This is a genomic window from Algibacter sp. (assembly GCF_039977455.1).
GTDB lineage: Bacteria > Bacteroidota > Bacteroidia > Flavobacteriales > Flavobacteriaceae > Algibacter_B.
The window spans coordinates 21,898-40,570 of the sequence record NZ_JBDWDG010000018.1 but is presented as its reverse complement, the minus strand read 5'-3'; the positions used below and the strand labels follow the sequence as shown (position 1 = coordinate 40,570).

The following is an 18,673-nucleotide window of genomic DNA, read 5'->3' as shown; positions in this document are numbered from 1 at the left end:
AAAAGCTATTTTTAAGGGTAAATTATTTTTTATTTTGAAATGACTAACATTAAACGCATTGGTCTTATACTTGGCCCTATTTTTTTTATTTTAATACGAATATTTTTTCACACTGAAGGCTTATCAGATGAAGCAAATGGTGTTTTAGCCTCAACGCTATGGATTGCACTATGGTGGATTACGGAGGCTATTCCAATTGCAGCCACAGCTTTATTGCCTATTGTATTGTTTCCATTATCCAATAGTTTGGATGTTGCCTCAACAACAGCTTCCTTTGGTCATAAGTTTGTATTTCTATATTTAGGCGGATTTATTATTGCCATAGCCATTGAAAAATGGAATTTACATAAACGCATTGCCCTTAATATCATTAACATAATAGGCTCGAATGTTCAAAAAATTATTTTAGGGTTTATGTTAGCCACTGCATTTTTATCCATGTGGATTTCCAATACAGCTACTTCCGTAATGATGCTTCCCATTGGTATAGCCATTATTAAACAACTAAAAGACAATCCTAAAACCGATGAAGATGAAAACCTAATATTCGGAAAAGCCTTAATGCTAGCCATAGCCTACAGTGCATCAATCGGGGGAATTGCCACTTTAATTGGAACACCTCCAAATTTAGTATTAGCAGGCGTGGTATCTGAAACTTATGGCTTTGAAATTACCTTTGCACAATGGTTCATTTTTGGGTTTCCTATTTCCGTATTTTTATTATTCATTTGTTGGAAGTATTTAACTGGTTTTGCCTTTACATTTAAGCAAAAAGAGTTTCCTGGAGGAAAAGAAGAAATAAAACGGTTGTTAAAGTTACTTGGTAAAATGACTTATGAAGAAAAAATAATAGCTATCGTTTTTGCAGTAACAGCCTTTTGCTGGATAACACGCTCCTTTTTATTAACAAAATTGCTACCTCAAATTGATGATACTATTATAGCTGTTTTTTTTGCAATCATTTTATTTTTAATACCATCAAAAACCAAGTACGAAAAGTTAATTTCATGGAAAGACACTAAGAATTTACCTTGGGGGATTATTTTGCTTTTTGGAGGCGGTATGGCTTTAGCAAAAGGATTTGATTCTAGCGGATTAGCCTCATGGATAGGCAATCAAATGACTGCTTTAGAAGGTGTAACCACTATATTATTAATATTCTTTTTAATTGCTGCCGTAAATTTTCTTACTGAAATTACATCCAATTTAGCAACTACTGCGATGTTATTACCTGTATTAGCGCCCATGGCGTTAACTATTGATATACATCCGTTTATTTTAATGGTTGCTGCAGCTGTAGCAGCATCATGTGCCTTTATGCTTCCGGTGGCAACACCACCTAACGCCGTAGTTTTTGGCTCTGGTTACTTAAGAATTCCTGATATGGTAAGGAAAGGGATTATAATGAATATTATTTCTATAATCATCCTTACTCTTTTTGTATATTTTGTGCTGCCTGAACTTTGGGGAATTGTTATTGAAGGATTCCCAGATAGTCTTAGATACTAAATAAAGTAATAATGAATCTAAAAAAGCAGTCAATTTATTAAAACAAAATGTTTTAAGAGACCTGATCTTTTACAAACTCTAAAGCCCGCCTTTCATTATAATACACATTTTTTTTATCTATAAATCCAGCATGACCACCATAATTAGGCATCTCTAAATACAAGTTTGCATTGTTTTTGGCTTCTTTTATTGGGTAACATTCTGGTGATAAAAACGAATCATTTAAGGCGTTAATAATTAAGGTTGGAATTTTTATTTTGGGTAAAAACTGTAAACTACTACTACGAACATAATAATCTAATGCATCTTCAAAATCGTGTGCTTTTGCAGTATAAACATTATCAAAATCTGTTAAGGTTTTTATCGATTCTAGCGTTTCATCTTTTAATTTATCTGGAAATTTTTTCTGCTTAACTTTTAATCTGTTTACTAAATGTTTTAAAAATCTATCGTGGTATAATTTATTTTTAAAAGTATGTAATTGTAATGCCGAACCTGCTAAATAACACGGTACCGAAACAGCTATTGCCGCTTTAACCTCATTTGGGATAATATTTGGTTCACCTAAATATTTTAAAATTACATTAGCACCTAAACTAATCCCTTTTAAATAAATTTCGGAATACGATTTCGTGCTATTAATATGTAATAAAACATTTTTTAAATCTTCAGTATCACCAGAATGATAACTTCTATATTTTAAATTATCTTCTCCACTACAGCCTCTAAAATTTACGCAAACGGCATCAATATTATTTTCATTAAATAATTTTGCTGTTCCTGTCATGTATGGACGCTGACCATTACCTTCCAAACCATGGAGAAGTACAACAAGTTTATTCGTTTTTTCTTTAGAATAACTCCAATCTAAATCTAAAAAATCGCCATCTATTAATGTAATACGTTCGCGTTCTTGTTTTATTGATACACGACGTACCAACCCAGAATACACTGTGGATACAAATCCTTTTTTAAAGAATAATGGCGGTTTGTAATTTGATTCTACTATGGGCATATAATTAATTTACTTTTAGATTTGCAAATTTAAATGTATTTCCGTTAAATAATCCTTTATCGCTTAATTTTAACGAAGGTATAACTAATAAGGCCATAAAAGATAAGGTCATATAAGGTGCGTGTAGTTTACTTCCTAAAGTTTTAGCCATTTTATCTAATTCAGCATATTGTCTTCCTATAGTTTCGCCATCTTTATCGCTCATAATTCCGGCTACAGGAAGAGAAACTATTTTTTCTTCGGAATTAGATACCGCACAAATACCACCTTTATTTTTTATAATAACATTTACTGCTTTACAAATAGCTTCATCTGAAACACCTACAGCAATAATATTATGAGAATCATGCCCTACCGATGATGCAATAGCGCCTTCTTTTAACCCGAAATTCTTAATAAATGCCATGGCCGGTTTTTGATTCTCATATCGATTTACAACCGTCATTTTTAAAATATCGCGTTTAACACTTGAAACTAAGTTACCGTCTTGGCATGTCGCTTTTTCAACTAATTCGTTGGTTACTAATTGTCCTTCTAAAGCCTCGATAACACGAATTTGCTTTGCAGAAAAATCTACTCTAAAATCGGTAACGTCTTTTTCATTACAATTAAAATTATTTAGATTTTTAAAGGTTACGTTTTTAATTAACGATTTTCCATAATCAAAAACAAGTTCACCTTTTACATAGGTTTGAAGCGTTTTAAAGGCTTTTAAGTCTTCAACTACTATAAAATCCGCCTCATCGCCTTTTTGAAGTAAACCTACATCTAGATTATAATGTTTTACAGGATTAATACAAGCGGCTTCTAGGACTTTAAAAACATCAATTCCTTTTGCTATGGCTCGTTCACAAAGCTGATTAATATGCCCTAAAATTAAATCGTCTGGATGCTTATCGTCACTACAAAACATCATGTTTTCAAAATGCTCTGGTAACAAATCAATTAGCGCCTCGAAGTTTTTAGCTGCACTACCTTCTCGAATTAAAATTTTCATGCCCTTTTGAAGCTTCTCCAAAGCCTCATCATAAGTAAAACACTCATGATCGGTTGTAATTCCAGTACGAATATATTTAGAGACGTCTTTACCTCTTAATCCTGGCGCATGTCCATCAATAGGTTTATTAAAATATTTAGCCCAAGCTATTTTCTTCATGACTTCATCGTCATTAAAAAGTACGCCAGGGTAATTCATCATTTCAGCCAAATATTTAATATCTGGATTTTCAAGAAGATGTTTTATATCATCAGAATCGATAATAGCTCCTGCCGATTCAAAATTCGTAGCTGGGACGCAAGAAGGCGCTCCAAAATTAAATTTAAATGGCACTTGCTTTCCGTTTTCAATCATAAACTCCACACCTATTACACCCAAAACATTGGCTATTTCGTGAGGATCGGAAACCGTTGCTACCGTACCATGCGTAACCGCTAATTTAGCAAACTCACTAGGTACTAACATAGAACTTTCTATATGAATATGGGCATCGACAAAACCAGGAATAATGTACTGATTAACCTGATGCTCTTTTTCTTGAATAGTTACAATTTTGCCGTTTTCAAAAGTGATTTCTCCTTTATAAATACGTTTATTTTGTATGTCTACGATGTTGCCTTGTACAGTCAAATGGATACCTTTTTTTAGTTGTAATTAGAAATTTTATAAGCTTACTACTATATACGTGGAAAAGGGAATTTAAAGCTATACGCTACTTCAATTCAATTTTCAATATTTGTTTGGTGCTGTCTGTTACCCTAAAACGATTATCTGCACGCCTGTTAATTACCCAAACTATATCTTTACCGGAATATAGGAGCCATGTATTCTCTTTATCTAAAAGTGATAGTTTTTCGTCTTTAAAATACTTACTTACTTTTTTCTTACCTGTCATGCCTAAGGGATAAAAAATATCGCCTTCTTGATATTTTTTTATAGTTAACGGAAACTGTAGCTTGCTTTTATCGACATAAATTACATTAGTGCGTTTTCCGAATATGGCATCAGCCTCATCGAAAAACAAGATTCCGAAGGGTGTTTTTATTTGCTTTTCATTTTTTGAAACTGTAATAGATTTATGATTTTCTAAATCAATTTTACTGAGCAATAAATGGGCTCTGTTTTTAATTAATCGGTAGGTGTTTGAAAATACTTGTTTACCGGTTTCGGCATCTAATAAACTTACAATATCGTCCCATTGTGTAAAACCAAATGCCTTTAACGCTTCGTAAAGGTATGGCTTTGGGTTTTTAAGTTTTTTGAATTCGGCAATATTAAACCGGACCTCGTTACCCTCAATATTTTCAATAGCTTTATTTAAAAAAACATCGACACTATCTTCCACAATATGATTTGTTTCGTTTAAATTATGGAGTGTGTTTTGAAAACTTTGTAGCAAACTTGGGTTTATTTCCTTTAAAATAGGAATGACTTGATGCCTTAATTTATTACGTAAATATTTTACAGATTTATTACTACTATCGTCGCGCCAAGATATATTGTTTTGTGCGGCATAGTTTTCGATATCTTGAGATGAAAATGGTAACAATGGGCGCACAAACTTCCCATTAACCTCTGGAATTCCTGTGAGACCTTCTAGTCCTGTTCCTCTTGTAAAATTGATTAAAAATGTCTCTAAATTATCGTCGGCGTGATGTGCGGTTAATATGTAATCGAATTTTAACTGATCTGATAAATCGTTAAACCAATTATAACGCAATTCGCGTGCTGCCATTTGAATGGATAACTTTGCTTCTGCAGCAAAAGTTTGGGTATCGAACCCCTGTACAAAGACTTCTAGGTTTAATTGTTCTGCAAGTTTGATTACCGATGCTTCGTCGGCATTACTTTCATCGCCTCTTAAATTAAAATTGCAATGTGCTAAGGTTATATCTAATTGTAATTGGTGACATAAATGGGTTAGCACGACGCTATCTATTCCGCCAGAAATAGCGATTAGTATTTTACTGTCGTTTAAAAACGAGAGGTTTTTATTGATATGAGTTTTTAATGTATTGTGCACGCTCAAAGTTAAGTTTTATTTTATTCTAGCAAAAGATGCAAAGCCCCAAATTTTTAAAATATGTAATAAATTTATGTTTTAAAACCAGTGTTGGCAGATGCGTGCGCAAGGGATTGAAACGGTATCCTTTTTTTGCTAACATATATGGCAAAAAAAGATTTAGTGTAAAGCCCGACCCTTGGGGTGCGCCATAAACCATTTAATTTTCTAAAACATCGCGCATGGCCTTAGCTTTGATTAGGCATTCCTCGTACTCTTTTAAAGGATCGCTTTTGGCAGTTATGGCACCACCAACGGAGTAAGAGACAAATTTTTTGGTTTTATTGTAGAGAATGCTCCGTATTACGACGTTAAAATCGAAATCGCCAGAGGGCGTGAAGTATCCGATAGCACCGGAATAGATACCGCGCTTGCTATCCTCGAGGTTTTCAATAATTTTCATGGCCGATAATTTTGGAGCGCCCGTCATGCTCCCCATAGGGAATGTGCTTTTAATAATATCGACCGGATGGGTGTTTGCTGCTACTTTTGAGGTGATTGTCGAAATCATGTGGTGCACCTGCCTAAAGGTGTATATCTTACATAACTCTTCAACCTTAACACTTCCTTTTAAGGCTGTTTTTGATAGATCGTTACGCACTAAATCAACTATCATGATGTTTTCGCTACGTTCCTTTTTGTCTTTATGCAGGTTGGTTTTTAGCAAATTATCATCGGCGGTATTCATGGCCCGTTTTGCAGTGCCTTTAATAGGTTGCGAAATAATGGTATCGCCTTGCTTTTTTAAATAACGCTCTGGCGATGCACTAAGCACATACTTGTCCTCCAACTTTATAAACGCTGCAAAAGGCGGTTTAGAAATATTGTTTAATTTTTTATAAATTTCTAGTGGGTTTATTTCTTTGTTTTCTGCATAAAACTCTTGGCAAAAATTGGCTTCGTAAATATCGCCACGGTAAATATGCTCTAGCATGGTACTTACCTTTTCGAAATAGGCATCTTTATGGGTGCGAAGTTTAATTTTAATATCGGAATACACATGCCCACGTGCTGCTTCAGGGCGGTTTTTAATGGCTAGTAAGTCGTCATCAACTTCATCATCAACAACATTTAAATACTGAATTTCGACTTGATTACCCCTAATTAAGAACACCTTTTTAGGTTGAAAGAAACATAAATCTGAAAAGCCTAAACCATCGAAATTATTAGATTTTAAAACTTCTACATCATTTTTTAAATCGTAAGTTAGATAGCCAAAAATCCAATCGCCAGTATAACTTTGGTATTCTTTAAGTTTCTCGAAACCTTGATGGTAATCTGTTTTAATACATGTAAAAGCTTCTACCGCTAAAATAGCATCGTAACTGTAATGCTTTTGTTCGTTTTTATTGGTGTTTGGATTGGAGTCTAGCCAAACAACTTCATCATATTGTTGTGCCCAATTAAGCAACTGGGTTTTAAATTTTTCGATATCCTCGAAAGTATGAATTTGTTTTGTCCTCAATTAAATAAATTATAACGCAAAGTTAGTTAGAATCCATAAAGCCTGTCTAAAATTTTATAAATTATTTTTAGTAAAAATCACATGCCTTTGTTTTTACTTTTTATAAAAAAGGCATTTACTAAGTAGCAAAATTTAACAAACCGCTTTTTAAAATTTAAGATTTTTGTACCTTGTTTTAAATTTGAAAAATTCATGTACAGCTTAGAAAATAATATACTAAAAATTGACATTAAAAAAACGGGCGCAGAGTTATGTGGTATTACCGGTTTAAAACACAACACCACTTTTATGTGGCATGCAGACCCTGCTGTTTGGGGCAGTTACGCTCCTAACCTTTTCCCTATTATTGGAGCATTAAAAGAGAATACTTATATTTTTGAAGGCCATAAATATGAGCTTCCAAAACACGGTTTTATAAGACATAACAAGAACATTACAGTACTTGATCAAACAAAAAACAGCATTACATTTAAATTAGAAAGCAGTACCGATTTACTAAAAATTTATCCTTTTAAATTTGAGTTTTTAATTACCTACACCCTTACTGATAATACTATTGAAGTAAAACATAGCGTAAAAAACTTAGATGATAAGACCATGTATTTTTCGTTAGGCGGACACCCTGCCTTTAAATGCCCAGTATACAACAACGAAAATTACGAAGATTATACTTTAGAGTTTGAACACCCAGAAAACTCTAAAACCCATTTAATAAATATGGAAAATGGTCTAATTACTTCTAATACCGAACAAGTGTTATTCAACTCGAATAATATTAAGCTAAACCGCAACATATTTAAAAAAGACGCCCTTATTTTTAAAGATTTAAAATCGAAAACAGTTACTTTAAAAAGTGCTAACCACGGCCCTATTTTAACGGTGAGCTACCATGATTTCGATTATTTAGGGCTTTGGGCAAAACCAAGCGGCGACTATGTTTGTATTGAGCCATGGTTAGGTATTGCAGATAACGAAGACACAAACCAAAAGCTTACTGAAAAAGAAGGTATTATCAGTTTAGCAAAAAATAAAAGTTACCAAGCCACCTATAGTATTGAAATACATAATAGCCATTTAGTCTAACAGAATAAATAAGCTTAACTTTGCGCACTAATTAGTAGCACTATTTTGTAATTTAAGCTTAGAGATAATATTTAATTTTAAAATATCTAACTTATAATTCAAAGTAATCAATAGTAGTATAATAACAACTTATGGCACATTTTGAAGATTTAAATTTAAACACACCTTTACTTAACGCGCTTAGCGACCTAGGTTTTACAACACCTACGCCCATACAAAAAGAGGCCTTTAATATAGTGGCATCTGGTAAAGACGTGGTTGGTATAGCACAAACGGGTACAGGAAAAACCTATGCCTATATGCTGCCAATACTTAAAAACTTAAAATTTTCGAAGCAAGAAAACCCAAGAGTTTTGGTTTTAGTGCCAACACGAGAGTTAGTTGTTCAGGTTGTAGACGAAATAGAAAAATTATCAAAATACATAAACAATCGTGTTTTAGGTGTTTACGGTGGTACTAATATAAATACCCAAAAGCAAGCCATTGCCGAAGGCATAGATATTTTAGTAGCTACTCCTGGTCGCTTATACGATTTAGCATTAACCCGGGTTTTACAACTTAAATCCATACAGAAATTAGTAATTGACGAGGTTGATGTTATGCTCGATTTAGGGTTTAGACACCAATTAATAAACATTTTTGATATTCTGCCAGAAAAGCGCCAAAACATTATGTTTTCGGCAACCATGACGCAAGATGTCGATTTACTAATTAACGATTTCTTTAAAAGTCCAGAACGCGTATCTATTGCCGTTTCTGGTACTCCCTTAGATAATATTTCGCAACAGCGTTACAATGTACCTAACTTTTACACTAAGGTTAATTTGTTAACCCATTTACTAGAAGATAAAGAACACTTTAATAAAGTATTAATATTTGTGGCCTATAAACGAATGGCAGACCGTTTGTTCGATAATTTAGACGAACGTTTTCACGACGAGTTATGCGTCATCCACTCCAATAAAACACAAAATTACAGACTACGTAGTATCGAGCAATTTCGAAATGGTGAAAATCGTATTTTAGTGGCTACCGATGTTATGGCACGTGGTTTAGATATCGATAACGTATCGCATGTTATCAATTTCGACACTCCAGAATTTCCCGAAAATTACATGCACCGTATTGGTAGAACAGGTCGTGCAGAGCGCGAAGGCGAAGCCCTTGTTTTTACTACTAAAAAGGAGCAGGAAGCTATCGAGAATATCGAGTTGTTAATGAAAATGACAATTCCTGTTCTAGAAATTCCAGAAACTGTAAGCATTTCTACCAATCTTATTGAAGAGGAGCGTCCGCAAATAAAAGAGCGCAACAACCCTAACAAACGTAGAGACGAAGATGCTCCAGGACCAGCCTTTCATGAAAAATCCGAGAAGAATTCTAAAGAAAATTTAGGAGGTTCTTATAAATTTAAAATTGCTGCAAAGTATAAAAAACCAAAAACGCGCGGCGATAAAAATTATAACAGGAGGAATAAGAGGAAATAAGCCCTAGTATTTAGTGGCAGTTTGCATTAGGTTGCGTTTGTCAAAATTAGTGTTTAAGTTTCATATTGATATTTTTTTGGGCGTTACAACAAGGGCCGCGTTTGAAGCCTGTTTTGAGCGCAGTAGAAAGGTTACAAGTCCTCTCTTCTCCTACGCTGTGGGCTTTTCACTTCAACCTCTAACGCTAGTATCTGCTAAATTGAATACATAGCCCTTTGTTTTATAAATTCTTACAGGTTTTAACAAATTACCTAAAACATTATTTTTTCAGATTAGTACTTTATAACATGGCATTCGTTCCTGTTGTTTTTGAACAGTTCCAAATTCAGAATTTTTGTCCTTACTATGCAGGCGGAATTCATTCAGGTAAAATTTAAACAAAAAAACCCTTTTCAAATTAATGAAAAGGGAGTTAATTATAGAAAGTTTAAATAATAACAAATATTTTTCAACCAAATTAACCCTAACTTTTAGAAAACATTGTTATACAAATACTAACTACAATTTACTTATTATACCATGCCACAAGAGTTTACTAATTTTTCTTTTGCTCTTTTAATTCTCATTTTTACTGCACTTGTTCCTAGCCCTAAAACCTCTTCAATATTTTTAATTGACAAATTATTTTGGTATTTCAATATTAAAATGGATTTATCTTCCGCCGGAATCATACTTAAACCGTAATTTAATTTATCAACCAGATCTTGGTTACTAAAACTTTCTTCGGTTAAATCGGCCGCATCATAAAAATCAGGTAAACGCTTTTCGTATTTTTTCACTTTATTTCTAGATAAATAATTTACACAATGATTATATGTAAAAGAATAAACCCAAGTTGAAAATTTAGAGCCTCCTTTAAAACTTGATAGCTTTACGTATAACTTTAAAAATATGTCTTGCGTTAAATCTTTAGCTTCGTCTTCATTATGTACAAAAGAATAACATTTATTGTAAATACGTTTTGAAAATCTATCGTATAAAATTTCAAATAAAGCTGAATCATTTTTTACTACTATTGCGGATACTAATTGTTCGTCTGTCAAAATATTGAGGGTTATTGGTTATTGATAATCCAATATTAAGTAATCTTTAACCCGATGAACTTTTTAAACTAAATTGGTCAACCAAATCGACAAAACGTTTATTTATAAGTTTAAATGTAAATATTTACGACAGAAAAAACCTATTTTAAACAAATTAACTATTTTTCAACTAGATTTAAACTCGTTACAGCGGTCCGTTTTAAAACCTAATTCACCAAAAAAAACCTCTTCTATTATGACGTATTCATAACGGAAGAGGTATAATAAAAAAGTAGAGAGTTTTTCGGTTTACAAAAAAGTAACCAACCAAATTTTAACCCTAACTTAAAGCTAATTCTGTATACTTACTTGACTCTCTACAATATCTTTAATTGGTACTATTAATTTTCCATTTTCTGTTTTAATAGTTACGGTAATACCATCTATAGACTCAATCTTTCCTTTTAAATTATTGAATTCTATCGTTTGGCCTAACTCGTATGTTTTTCTTGTATAAAACGTTCTTAATAAATCGGCTACCACTTTTTGTGCACCAAAACCTAAGGCTAAAGCGAAGGCTAATAAAAAGGCCGCCAAAATCATAGTTAAATTGCTTGTTATGATTTCTGTATCGATACCTGCTTGATTTAATGCCGTGATAGACACAAAAATTAAAATGATGAAAAAGACCACCTGACTAATTAATTTGGCACCCGACAAATCCATGGACTCAAAAAACGACTTTAAACCTTTTTTAATAAGGTTTGCTAATAAGAGTCCAACGGTAAAGATTACTAAAGCTGCGAATAATTGTGGTAATAAGCCTAATAAATTACTAATCTGTTCTGAAATCATGGTTAGATTCATAATATCAGATGCCATAATAAACAACATGATATACATGACCCATTTTACAAAACTTGACACCACTTTTATGGTGTTAAAGTTTAGTTTTTTACCTTCAAAAATTTCAATTTCATTAATTGCATCGTCTAACTTTTCTGCTTTAGCAAGCTTTAAGGCCTTCTTTATAATTTTTACAATCAATTTTGTTAAGAGCCATCCAAATACCAGGACAATAATTGTTCCTATTATATTGGGAAAAATCTTTGAAATTTCAAGCCACATCGTCGTTAAGGATTCCATGGCCATTTCTTTCCATTGTGTTGCTTTATCCATAATTAGTTATTTTTTGTTAGGGTTATATTGGTATTATTTAATTATTAGAACTTCTATTTTTTATTACAGTTTCTATAACATCTCCTATATTATAAGAAAACAAAGTAGCCAAATCCATTATAAGTTTTGCCATAGCAATATCACTCATAACCTTTGTTTTAAGTTCCGGAGGCACTTCTTTAAGCGGCTGATTTATTAGTTTGAATGGATCTTCCATTATTTTTCGTTTTCGTTATACACAACTATAAGCTTGTCCTTAGCACGTTTAATTCTCATTTTAACAGCGCTTGCTCCAATATCCATAGCATTTACAATTTCCTTTATAGAAAGATTATCTTGGTACTTCATCAATAAAATCATTTTCTCTTCCGGAGAAATTAATTCTAAAGCCACTTTCAATTTATCAACCTTCATACTAAGAAAACTACTATCGTCTTCCTGATCTTCTGAAAGGTTTTCTATATCTTTATAATCAACCGAATGTTTTTCAAATTTCTTAGCGGTATTTCTAGTTACATAATTTACACAGTGATTATATGAAAAGGCATAAAGCCAGGTTGAGAATTTAGACTTTCCTTTAAAACTAGCCAATTTAACAAAGAGCTTTAAAAATATATCTTGAGTTAAATCTTTAGCTTCATCGCTATCCTTTGCAAACCCATAACATTTATTATACACTAATGAAGCATACCTATCGTACAAGGTTTCAAAAAGCAAGGTGTTGTTTGTTTTCACGATGGCTTCCACCAAATCCTCGTCAGATATCTTATTAATGTTGTTAAGGGTTTTCAAAATTAGCTTTCGCTATTTAGTTGTTATAAAGATTAAGACACAACCTTTTACAAAGAGTCACAAAAAACATTAATAATTCTAAAAGCATTTACAGATTAACTCGTGGTCGAAAGTTTTAATTGTTTGAATTTTTATACTTTTAAAATTCAGTGTTTACCTAAAAGTATTTTGTATTCATAAAAAACATAAAACTATAAGAAATTAAACTTTTGTTAAGGCTAATTTTATATACAATACTTATTGCTGTTATTCCTAAATTTGCTTAAAAACTATATTTATGAAATTCTTTTACAGCTGCTTAATTATTACTTTTTTTGTTTTACCATTTAAAAGTCATGCTTATGATGATTTTTGGGGAGCCACTGGCCATCGTGTTGTTGGAAAAATAGCCGACGATTATTTATGTGGAAAAACAAAACGACAAGTTAAACGCCTTTTAAAAAGAAAGTCGTTAGCCTTTGTATCTACATTTGCCGACGAAATAAAATCGGATAAGCGCTACAATGAGTTTTATACTTGGCACTTTATTAATATGTCTCATGAAGAAAACTATGAAGACTCTAAAGTAAACCCTAAAGGTGATTTAGTTACAGGTATTGCATATTGCAAAAAGATTATAAGCGATAAAAATGCATCGGATGATGATAAAGCGTTTTACCTAAAACTTTTAATTCATTTGGTGGGCGATTTACACCAACCGATGCACGTGGGCCTACAGGAAGATAAAGGCGGTAACGATTTTAAGGTACAATGGTTTTATAAAGATTCAAATTTACATCGTATTTGGGATTCTGAAATGATTGAGAATTTTAATATGAGTTATAATGAACTTGCTGAAAACGCTGATGTCTTAACTAAAAAACAAGTAAAAGCCATACAAGAAGGTACTGTAATTGATTGGGTAAACGAAACGCATGAACTTACTAAAAAAGTATATGCTTCTGCACAACCTGGTGACAATTTAAAATACCGTTACTCTTACAAAAACTTTAACACCGTTAGAAGTCAGTTACAAATTGCTGGAATTCGATTGGCTAAGGTTTTAAATGATTTGTTTTAGTAGTCTATACATACATTTATAAAATAAAAAATGCTGTATTGAACGTATCAATACAGCATTTTTTATTCTGAAATTCCTGCCTTGGCCGAAATTAATTATATATGTAAAGCTCTATCTTCAGTTGCAGCTAAAGCCGCTTCTTTAATAGCCTCTGTAAATGTTGGATGTGCATGAGACATACGAGAAACATCTTCGGCAGACGCTCTATATTCCATAGCAACAACAGCTTCGGCAATCATATCTGCAGCACGAGCTCCAATCATATGTACACCTAAAATTTCATCGGTAGTTTTATCTGCAAGAATTTTTACAAAACCATCTAAATCCATGCTTGCTCTACTTCTTCCTAAAGCACGCATTGGAAAAGACCCTGTTTTATAAGCCACTCCTTCTTCTTTAAGTTGCTCTTCTGTTTTACCAACTGCAGCAACTTCTGGCCATGTGTAAACTACACCTGGAATTAAGTTATAATCGATATGAGGTTTTTGACCCGCTAAAGTTTCTGCAACAAACACACCTTCTTCTTCTGCCTTATGTGCTAACATGGCACCTTTTACAACATCGCCAATAGCATATATATTTGATGCCGAAGTTTGTAAATGAGCATTTACTTCCACGCGACCTCTTTCGTCTAATTTAACCCCTGCAGCTTCTGTATTTAACCCATCTGTATAAGGTTTACGACCAACAGATACTAAACAGTAATCGCCTTTAAACTCAACTTCTTCTCCTTTTTTGTTATCGGCTTTTACAACAACCTCATCACCAACACGCTCCACCGATTTCACTTTATGAGAAACCTGCATTTTAAATTTCGCTTTTTTGAATACCTTGTTTAACTCTTTAGATAAACCAGCATCCATTGTTGGAATAATTCTATCCATATATTCAACAACAGTAACTTCTGCTCCTAAACGACGGTAAACCTGACCTAACTCTAAACCAATAACGCCACCACCTATAACAATTAAATGTTTAGGGATTTCTTTAAGTTTTAAAGCTTCAGTTGAAGTAATAATACGCTCTTTGTCAATATTAATAAATGGTAAGCTTGATGGTTTACTACCTGTAGCTATAATGGTATTTTTTGCTTCAATTTCATTAGTTTCTTCTCCAGAAATAGTAATATGAGTGGCATCTTTAAAGCTTCCTAAACCTTGGTACACATCAATATTGTTTTTCTTCATTAAAAAATCAATACCTCCAGTAGTTTGGTCTACAACAGCTTGTTTACGAGCAATCATTTTCTCTAAATTCACTTTTACCTCACCAGGAATTTCAATACCATGCTCTTCGAAATGCTTTACGGCATCGTCATAATGGTGTGAAGAATCTAAAAGTGCTTTACTTGGTATACAACCTACATTTAAACACGTGCCTCCTAATGTTGAGTATTTTTCTATAATGGCAGTTTTCATGCCTAATTGTGCGCAACGTATGGCTGCAACATATCCTCCGGGTCCAGAACCAATAATGGCTACATCGTATGAATTCATATAATAATTTTGAGATTTTCTATTTATAAATCGAAAATCAAAAATACGAATTTAGATTCAAGGTAATTAATGGATTAACAGTTTTTTTGAGGAAATTAATCTAAATTATAAATATCATTAAGAATCCACTCCAACTCCGTATCAATACCTGATTGAATATCAATTAAGTTAGGTAATACCTCGACATCTGGTTTAATACCAAAACCATCTGGATTTTGTTTTTGTGGCGCTTCTATTTGCATTAAGCCCATACTCACTTTAATTTGAGATACAGGTAATTTATAAATTTTAAAAACTCCTGCAACAGTACCATTAAAAGCACCGCCAGTTTCTTCGCCCACAAAAGTGGCGCGTTTTGTCGCTTTTAAATGTGTAGAGAGTAATGCAGATGCCGAAAAAGAATTACCGTTAATTAAAACATATAATTTACCTGAATATACTAATTCATTTGGCGCCTTTACCTTAGTATGCTTTTTAAACTTAAAATAAATCGTGTCGCTTTCCTTCCTTGTTTTTAATATATTATGAGTAGCAACTATGGGATAAAACAACGCTCCAATTATTTTAATACTATTTGGCGTGGTATTACTCATAAACGACTTTATAAACGGTGTCCTACTAGTAACCTCACTTTCTTTTATAAATTGATAAGGTTTATTAGCTAAAAAGCCGTATAAATAATCTATTTCGGCTATTCTTCCTCCACCATTATCTCTTAAATCGAGAATAAGGTGTTTGGTGTTATTAGCGTTTATTTTTGCAAAACTTTCTTTATAAAACCGCTTAAAATTACCGTTAGTAAAACTTCTTAATTTCATGTAAGCTACTGCACTATCCTTTCCGATGTACTTAAAATTTCTAGTAATTTTTTTATCTTTTGGTATATACCCTAAATTTCTTTTATCTTTTCTAAACTGTTTCTTAGCTTTCCTTGTAGCTTTCTTCTCAGTAACTGTAAGTTTTTTAGGCTTTAATTTTTCCGCAGTAGCGCTATCTAACTCCTTTTTATTCTTTTTAGGATTTTTATCAATGCGTCTTAATGTTTTTGAAAACAATGAATCTTTAGCTTTAAAAGTTACTTTTAAACTATCTAAAAACCCTTTATCTCGATAATAAAACAATGAAAACAACTTGGATACATAACGGTTGTGAAGTGTCCTATTGTAGCCATCGGAAGCAAAACGTGTTTTATATAATTCGGCTAATTTTGAAGCCGATTCATCATTTATACTAACAATTTCATTCCCAACCAAAGAGGAGTCTTTACCCTTATAATTTTTAACCCAAAGCTTACCATCCAGATAGTTTACATCTAAATCGTAGAATTCAAATTTTTTCTTTTTTAAGGCTTTTAATTCTAGTCTGGTAAAACGTTTTGCTACAGAGCTAACCGATACATGACCTTGTTTTACCTGGGCCACTACAGGTGCTAATTGTTTATAAAACATCCTAGAATCCATAGGAAGCTTTATGGTTTGCTTTAAACTATCAAACTTAAAATCTAAAACCGCTTTTGGTGTGTATTGATATAACTTAGGGTGATGGCGTTTTAATTGCCCATAAACCTTATCGATATCTTGATGTAAATCTTCAACAGCATGAAGCTTTGTAATTTGTGCATTATATTTTTCGACACTTTTACACGACACAAAAAAAACCAATAGCCCTAAGGTAAAAAGCAATTTTTTCATGTGTGCTAAATTAGTGCTTCTAGATAAATATTTTTAATGCATTAATGTTTGTTTAACTTTTATATAAATTCGAATGAAATTCTGTAATTTTGTACGGCATGCAGAAAAACATAAACATAAAAAATAAGAAAGCGCGCTTTCTTTACGAAATTTTAGATAAATACACCGCTGGCATTGTACTAACGGGTACCGAAATAAAATCCATAAGAAGTAGTAAGGCATCTATAGCCGAAAGTTTTTGTGAGTTTAGTGAAAACGGTGAACTTTTTGTGGTAAATATGACCATTCAAGAATATGCATTTGGTAATTACTACAACCATAAACCAAAAGCCACAAGAAAACTTCTGTTAAATAAAAGGGAGCTTAAAAAGTTAAATAAGGAAGTACAAAATACTGGATTAACTATTATTCCATTGCGCCTTTTTATTAACGATAAAGGTTATGCAAAATTAGATATTGCATTGGCTAAGGGTAAAAAATTATTTGACAAACGCGAAACTATTAAGGACAGAGATAATAAGCGTGATCTAGATAGAATAAAGAAAGCTTACAAATAGTATTATACATTTTTTAACGCTTTAAATATTTAATTTTTAGTAATTTTCAATCTTAAATTTTCAATATGAAAAAGATATTTATTCTTGTATTAGTAAGTGTTTTATCCTTAAACCTTCAAGCTCAAGATAAACCTAAGAAGCACAATAAAGGCGAACAATCAGGTAAAGAAACTGTTAAGTTCACTGTAGATAGTACGTCTGTTTTAACCTTAGATAGCACCATAAAAACCTTGTACAAAGTTATATCTGGTGAAAAAGATCAAAAAAGAAATTGGGAGCAATTCAAATTTTTATTTAAACCGGATGCAAAATTAATACCATCGGGAAAAGATTTAGACGGTAACTTAAAAGTGGTTTTTATGTCTCCTGAAGATTATATAAAAAGCTCAGGAAATTGGTTGGTTAAAAATGGTTTTATAGAAAAAGAGATTCATAGAAAAGTGGATACCTTCGGTAATATTGCTCACGTTTTTAGTACTTACGAATGCTTTAGGAGGACAACCGATGAAACACCTTTTATGAGAGGCATAAATAGTATTCAATTGCTAAATGATGGCGAACGTTGGTGGATTATTAACGTGTATTGGTCTCAAGAATCTAAAAAACACCCTATTCCGGAAACCTACTTGCACTAAAAACGTGTAATATGCATAATTCTAAATCCGAAAAAACATTTTGGACGCAACGCTATTTAGACAATCAAACAGGTTGGGATATTGGCGAACCTTCGATACCCTTAAAAGCCTATATTGATCAATTAGAAAACAAGGATTTAAAAATTTTAATTCCTGGTGCAGGGCATGCTTACGAGGCCGAATATCTATTTAATAAAGGTTTTAAGAATGTTTTTGTTTTAGATATAGTTAAAGAACCACTAAACGCTTTAAAAAAACGCATTCCACAATTCCCTATAGATCACATCATTCAAGGTGACTTGTTTAGCCATAACGACACTTACGATTTAATTTTGGAACAAACCTTTTTCTGCTCCTTCCCTCCAACGGCTGATAATAGACAACAATACGCCTCTAAAATGCACGATTTACTAAATTCAAATGGCAAACTAGTTGGTCTGTGGTTTACAATGCCCTTAACAGGCGATATGGAAAAACGTCCTTTTGGTGGTTCTAAACAAGAGTATTTAGGCTATTTCAAGCCTTATTTCAATATTATTTCTTTCCAAAACTGTTATAATTCCATTGCACCACGACAAGGCAACGAGTTATTTGGTGTTTTTCAGAAAAAATAAGGTTTCAAA

The 18,673-nt window shown here is 32.6% G+C and carries 17 protein-coding genes; 7 read left to right on the top strand and 10 right to left on the bottom strand.

Annotated features, from left to right (window positions below; translation table 11 throughout):
* Positions 1–39: 39 nt before the first annotated feature.
* Positions 40–1,509 (top strand): SLC13 family permease, encoded by a 1,470-nt coding sequence (locus ABJM36_RS08145; protein WP_348450958.1) that lies wholly within the window; start codon positions 40–42, stop codon positions 1,507–1,509.
* A 52-nt stretch (positions 1,510–1,561) separates the two neighbouring features.
* On the opposite strand, the gene ABJM36_RS08140 is transcribed toward ABJM36_RS08145, so the two are convergent.
* The 4 genes from ABJM36_RS08140 to pabB form a co-directional block, all read right to left on the bottom strand.
* Complete coding sequence (locus ABJM36_RS08140) at positions 1,562–2,524, bottom strand: alpha/beta fold hydrolase (RefSeq protein ID WP_348450957.1); 963 nt, start codon at positions 2,522–2,524, stop codon at positions 1,562–1,564.
* Between the two features lie 4 nt (positions 2,525–2,528).
* On the bottom strand, positions 2,529–4,151 hold the full coding sequence (gene ade / locus ABJM36_RS08135) for an adenine deaminase (RefSeq protein WP_348450956.1): 1,623 nt from the start codon (positions 4,149–4,151) through the stop codon (positions 2,529–2,531).
* An 82-nt stretch (positions 4,152–4,233) separates the two neighbouring features.
* Positions 4,234–5,544 carry a tRNA lysidine(34) synthetase TilS gene (tilS, locus tag ABJM36_RS08130; RefSeq protein ID WP_348450955.1) on the bottom strand — a complete coding sequence of 437 codons (1,311 nt, stop codon included), beginning with the start codon at positions 5,542–5,544 and terminating at the stop codon, positions 4,234–4,236.
* Positions 5,545–5,743: 199 nt separating this feature from the next.
* Positions 5,744–7,048, bottom strand: a complete 1,305-nt coding sequence (pabB, locus tag ABJM36_RS08125) for an aminodeoxychorismate synthase component I (RefSeq protein WP_348450954.1) — start codon at positions 7,046–7,048, stop codon at positions 5,744–5,746.
* 192 nt (positions 7,049–7,240) lie between these two features.
* Between pabB and ABJM36_RS08120 the strand changes: the two genes are divergently transcribed.
* Both ABJM36_RS08120 and ABJM36_RS08115 read left to right on the top strand, forming a co-directional pair.
* Entirely contained in the window at positions 7,241–8,131 is an 891-nt protein-coding gene (locus ABJM36_RS08120; protein WP_348450953.1) for an aldose 1-epimerase family protein, read from the top strand.
* A 131-nt stretch (positions 8,132–8,262) separates the two neighbouring features.
* Positions 8,263–9,618 (top strand): DEAD/DEAH box helicase, encoded by a 1,356-nt coding sequence (locus tag ABJM36_RS08115; protein WP_348450952.1) that lies wholly within the window; start codon positions 8,263–8,265, stop codon positions 9,616–9,618.
* Between the two features lie 512 nt (positions 9,619–10,130).
* Here ABJM36_RS08115 and ABJM36_RS08110 read toward each other — a convergent pair.
* The 4 genes from ABJM36_RS08110 to ABJM36_RS08095 all read right to left on the bottom strand — a co-directional run bounded on the left by ABJM36_RS08110 (position 10,131) and on the right by ABJM36_RS08095 (position 12,611).
* Positions 10,131–10,661, bottom strand: coding sequence for a sigma-70 family RNA polymerase sigma factor (locus ABJM36_RS08110; protein ID WP_348450951.1), 531 nt, complete (start codon positions 10,659–10,661; stop codon positions 10,131–10,133).
* Positions 10,662–10,991: 330 nt separating this feature from the next.
* The gene (locus tag ABJM36_RS08105) at positions 10,992–11,819 is read right to left on the bottom strand and encodes a mechanosensitive ion channel domain-containing protein (protein ID WP_348450950.1); all 828 of its coding nucleotides are present in this window, start codon (positions 11,817–11,819) and stop codon (positions 10,992–10,994) included.
* 37 nt (positions 11,820–11,856) lie between these two features.
* Positions 11,857–12,036, bottom strand: coding sequence for a hypothetical protein (locus ABJM36_RS08100; RefSeq protein ID WP_348450949.1), 180 nt, complete (start codon positions 12,034–12,036; stop codon positions 11,857–11,859).
* A complete protein-coding gene (locus ABJM36_RS08095; RefSeq protein WP_348450948.1) occupies positions 12,036–12,611 on the bottom strand; it encodes an RNA polymerase sigma factor in 576 nt (191 codons plus the stop codon). The genes ABJM36_RS08100 and ABJM36_RS08095 overlap by 1 nt, the downstream gene beginning before the upstream one ends.
* A 277-nt stretch (positions 12,612–12,888) precedes the next feature.
* On the opposite strand from ABJM36_RS08095, the gene ABJM36_RS08090 reads away from it, so the two are divergent.
* The gene (locus ABJM36_RS08090) at positions 12,889–13,671 is read left to right on the top strand and encodes a S1/P1 nuclease (RefSeq protein ID WP_348450947.1); all 783 of its coding nucleotides are present in this window, start codon (positions 12,889–12,891) and stop codon (positions 13,669–13,671) included.
* A gap of 95 nt (positions 13,672–13,766) precedes the next feature.
* On the opposite strand, the gene lpdA is transcribed toward ABJM36_RS08090, so the two are convergent.
* On the bottom strand, positions 13,767–15,167 hold the full coding sequence (gene lpdA / locus ABJM36_RS08085) for a dihydrolipoyl dehydrogenase (RefSeq protein ID WP_348450946.1): 1,401 nt from the start codon (positions 15,165–15,167) through the stop codon (positions 13,767–13,769).
* A 95-nt stretch (positions 15,168–15,262) separates the two neighbouring features.
* Positions 15,263–16,858, bottom strand: a complete 1,596-nt coding sequence (locus ABJM36_RS08080) for a S41 family peptidase (protein WP_348450945.1) — start codon at positions 16,856–16,858, stop codon at positions 15,263–15,265.
* A 98-nt stretch (positions 16,859–16,956) separates the two neighbouring features.
* Between ABJM36_RS08080 and smpB the strand changes: the two genes are divergently transcribed.
* The 3 genes from smpB to ABJM36_RS08065 all read left to right on the top strand — a co-directional run bounded on the left by smpB (position 16,957) and on the right by ABJM36_RS08065 (position 18,664).
* Positions 16,957–17,415, top strand: a complete 459-nt coding sequence (gene smpB, locus ABJM36_RS08075) for an SsrA-binding protein SmpB (RefSeq protein WP_348450944.1) — start codon at positions 16,957–16,959, stop codon at positions 17,413–17,415.
* 65 nt (positions 17,416–17,480) lie between these two features.
* Entirely contained in the window at positions 17,481–18,050 is a 570-nt protein-coding gene (locus tag ABJM36_RS08070; protein ID WP_348450943.1) for a hypothetical protein, read from the top strand.
* Between the two features lie 11 nt (positions 18,051–18,061).
* Entirely contained in the window at positions 18,062–18,664 is a 603-nt protein-coding gene (locus ABJM36_RS08065) for a methyltransferase domain-containing protein (RefSeq protein ID WP_348450942.1), read from the top strand.
* Positions 18,665–18,673 lie beyond the last annotated feature (9 nt).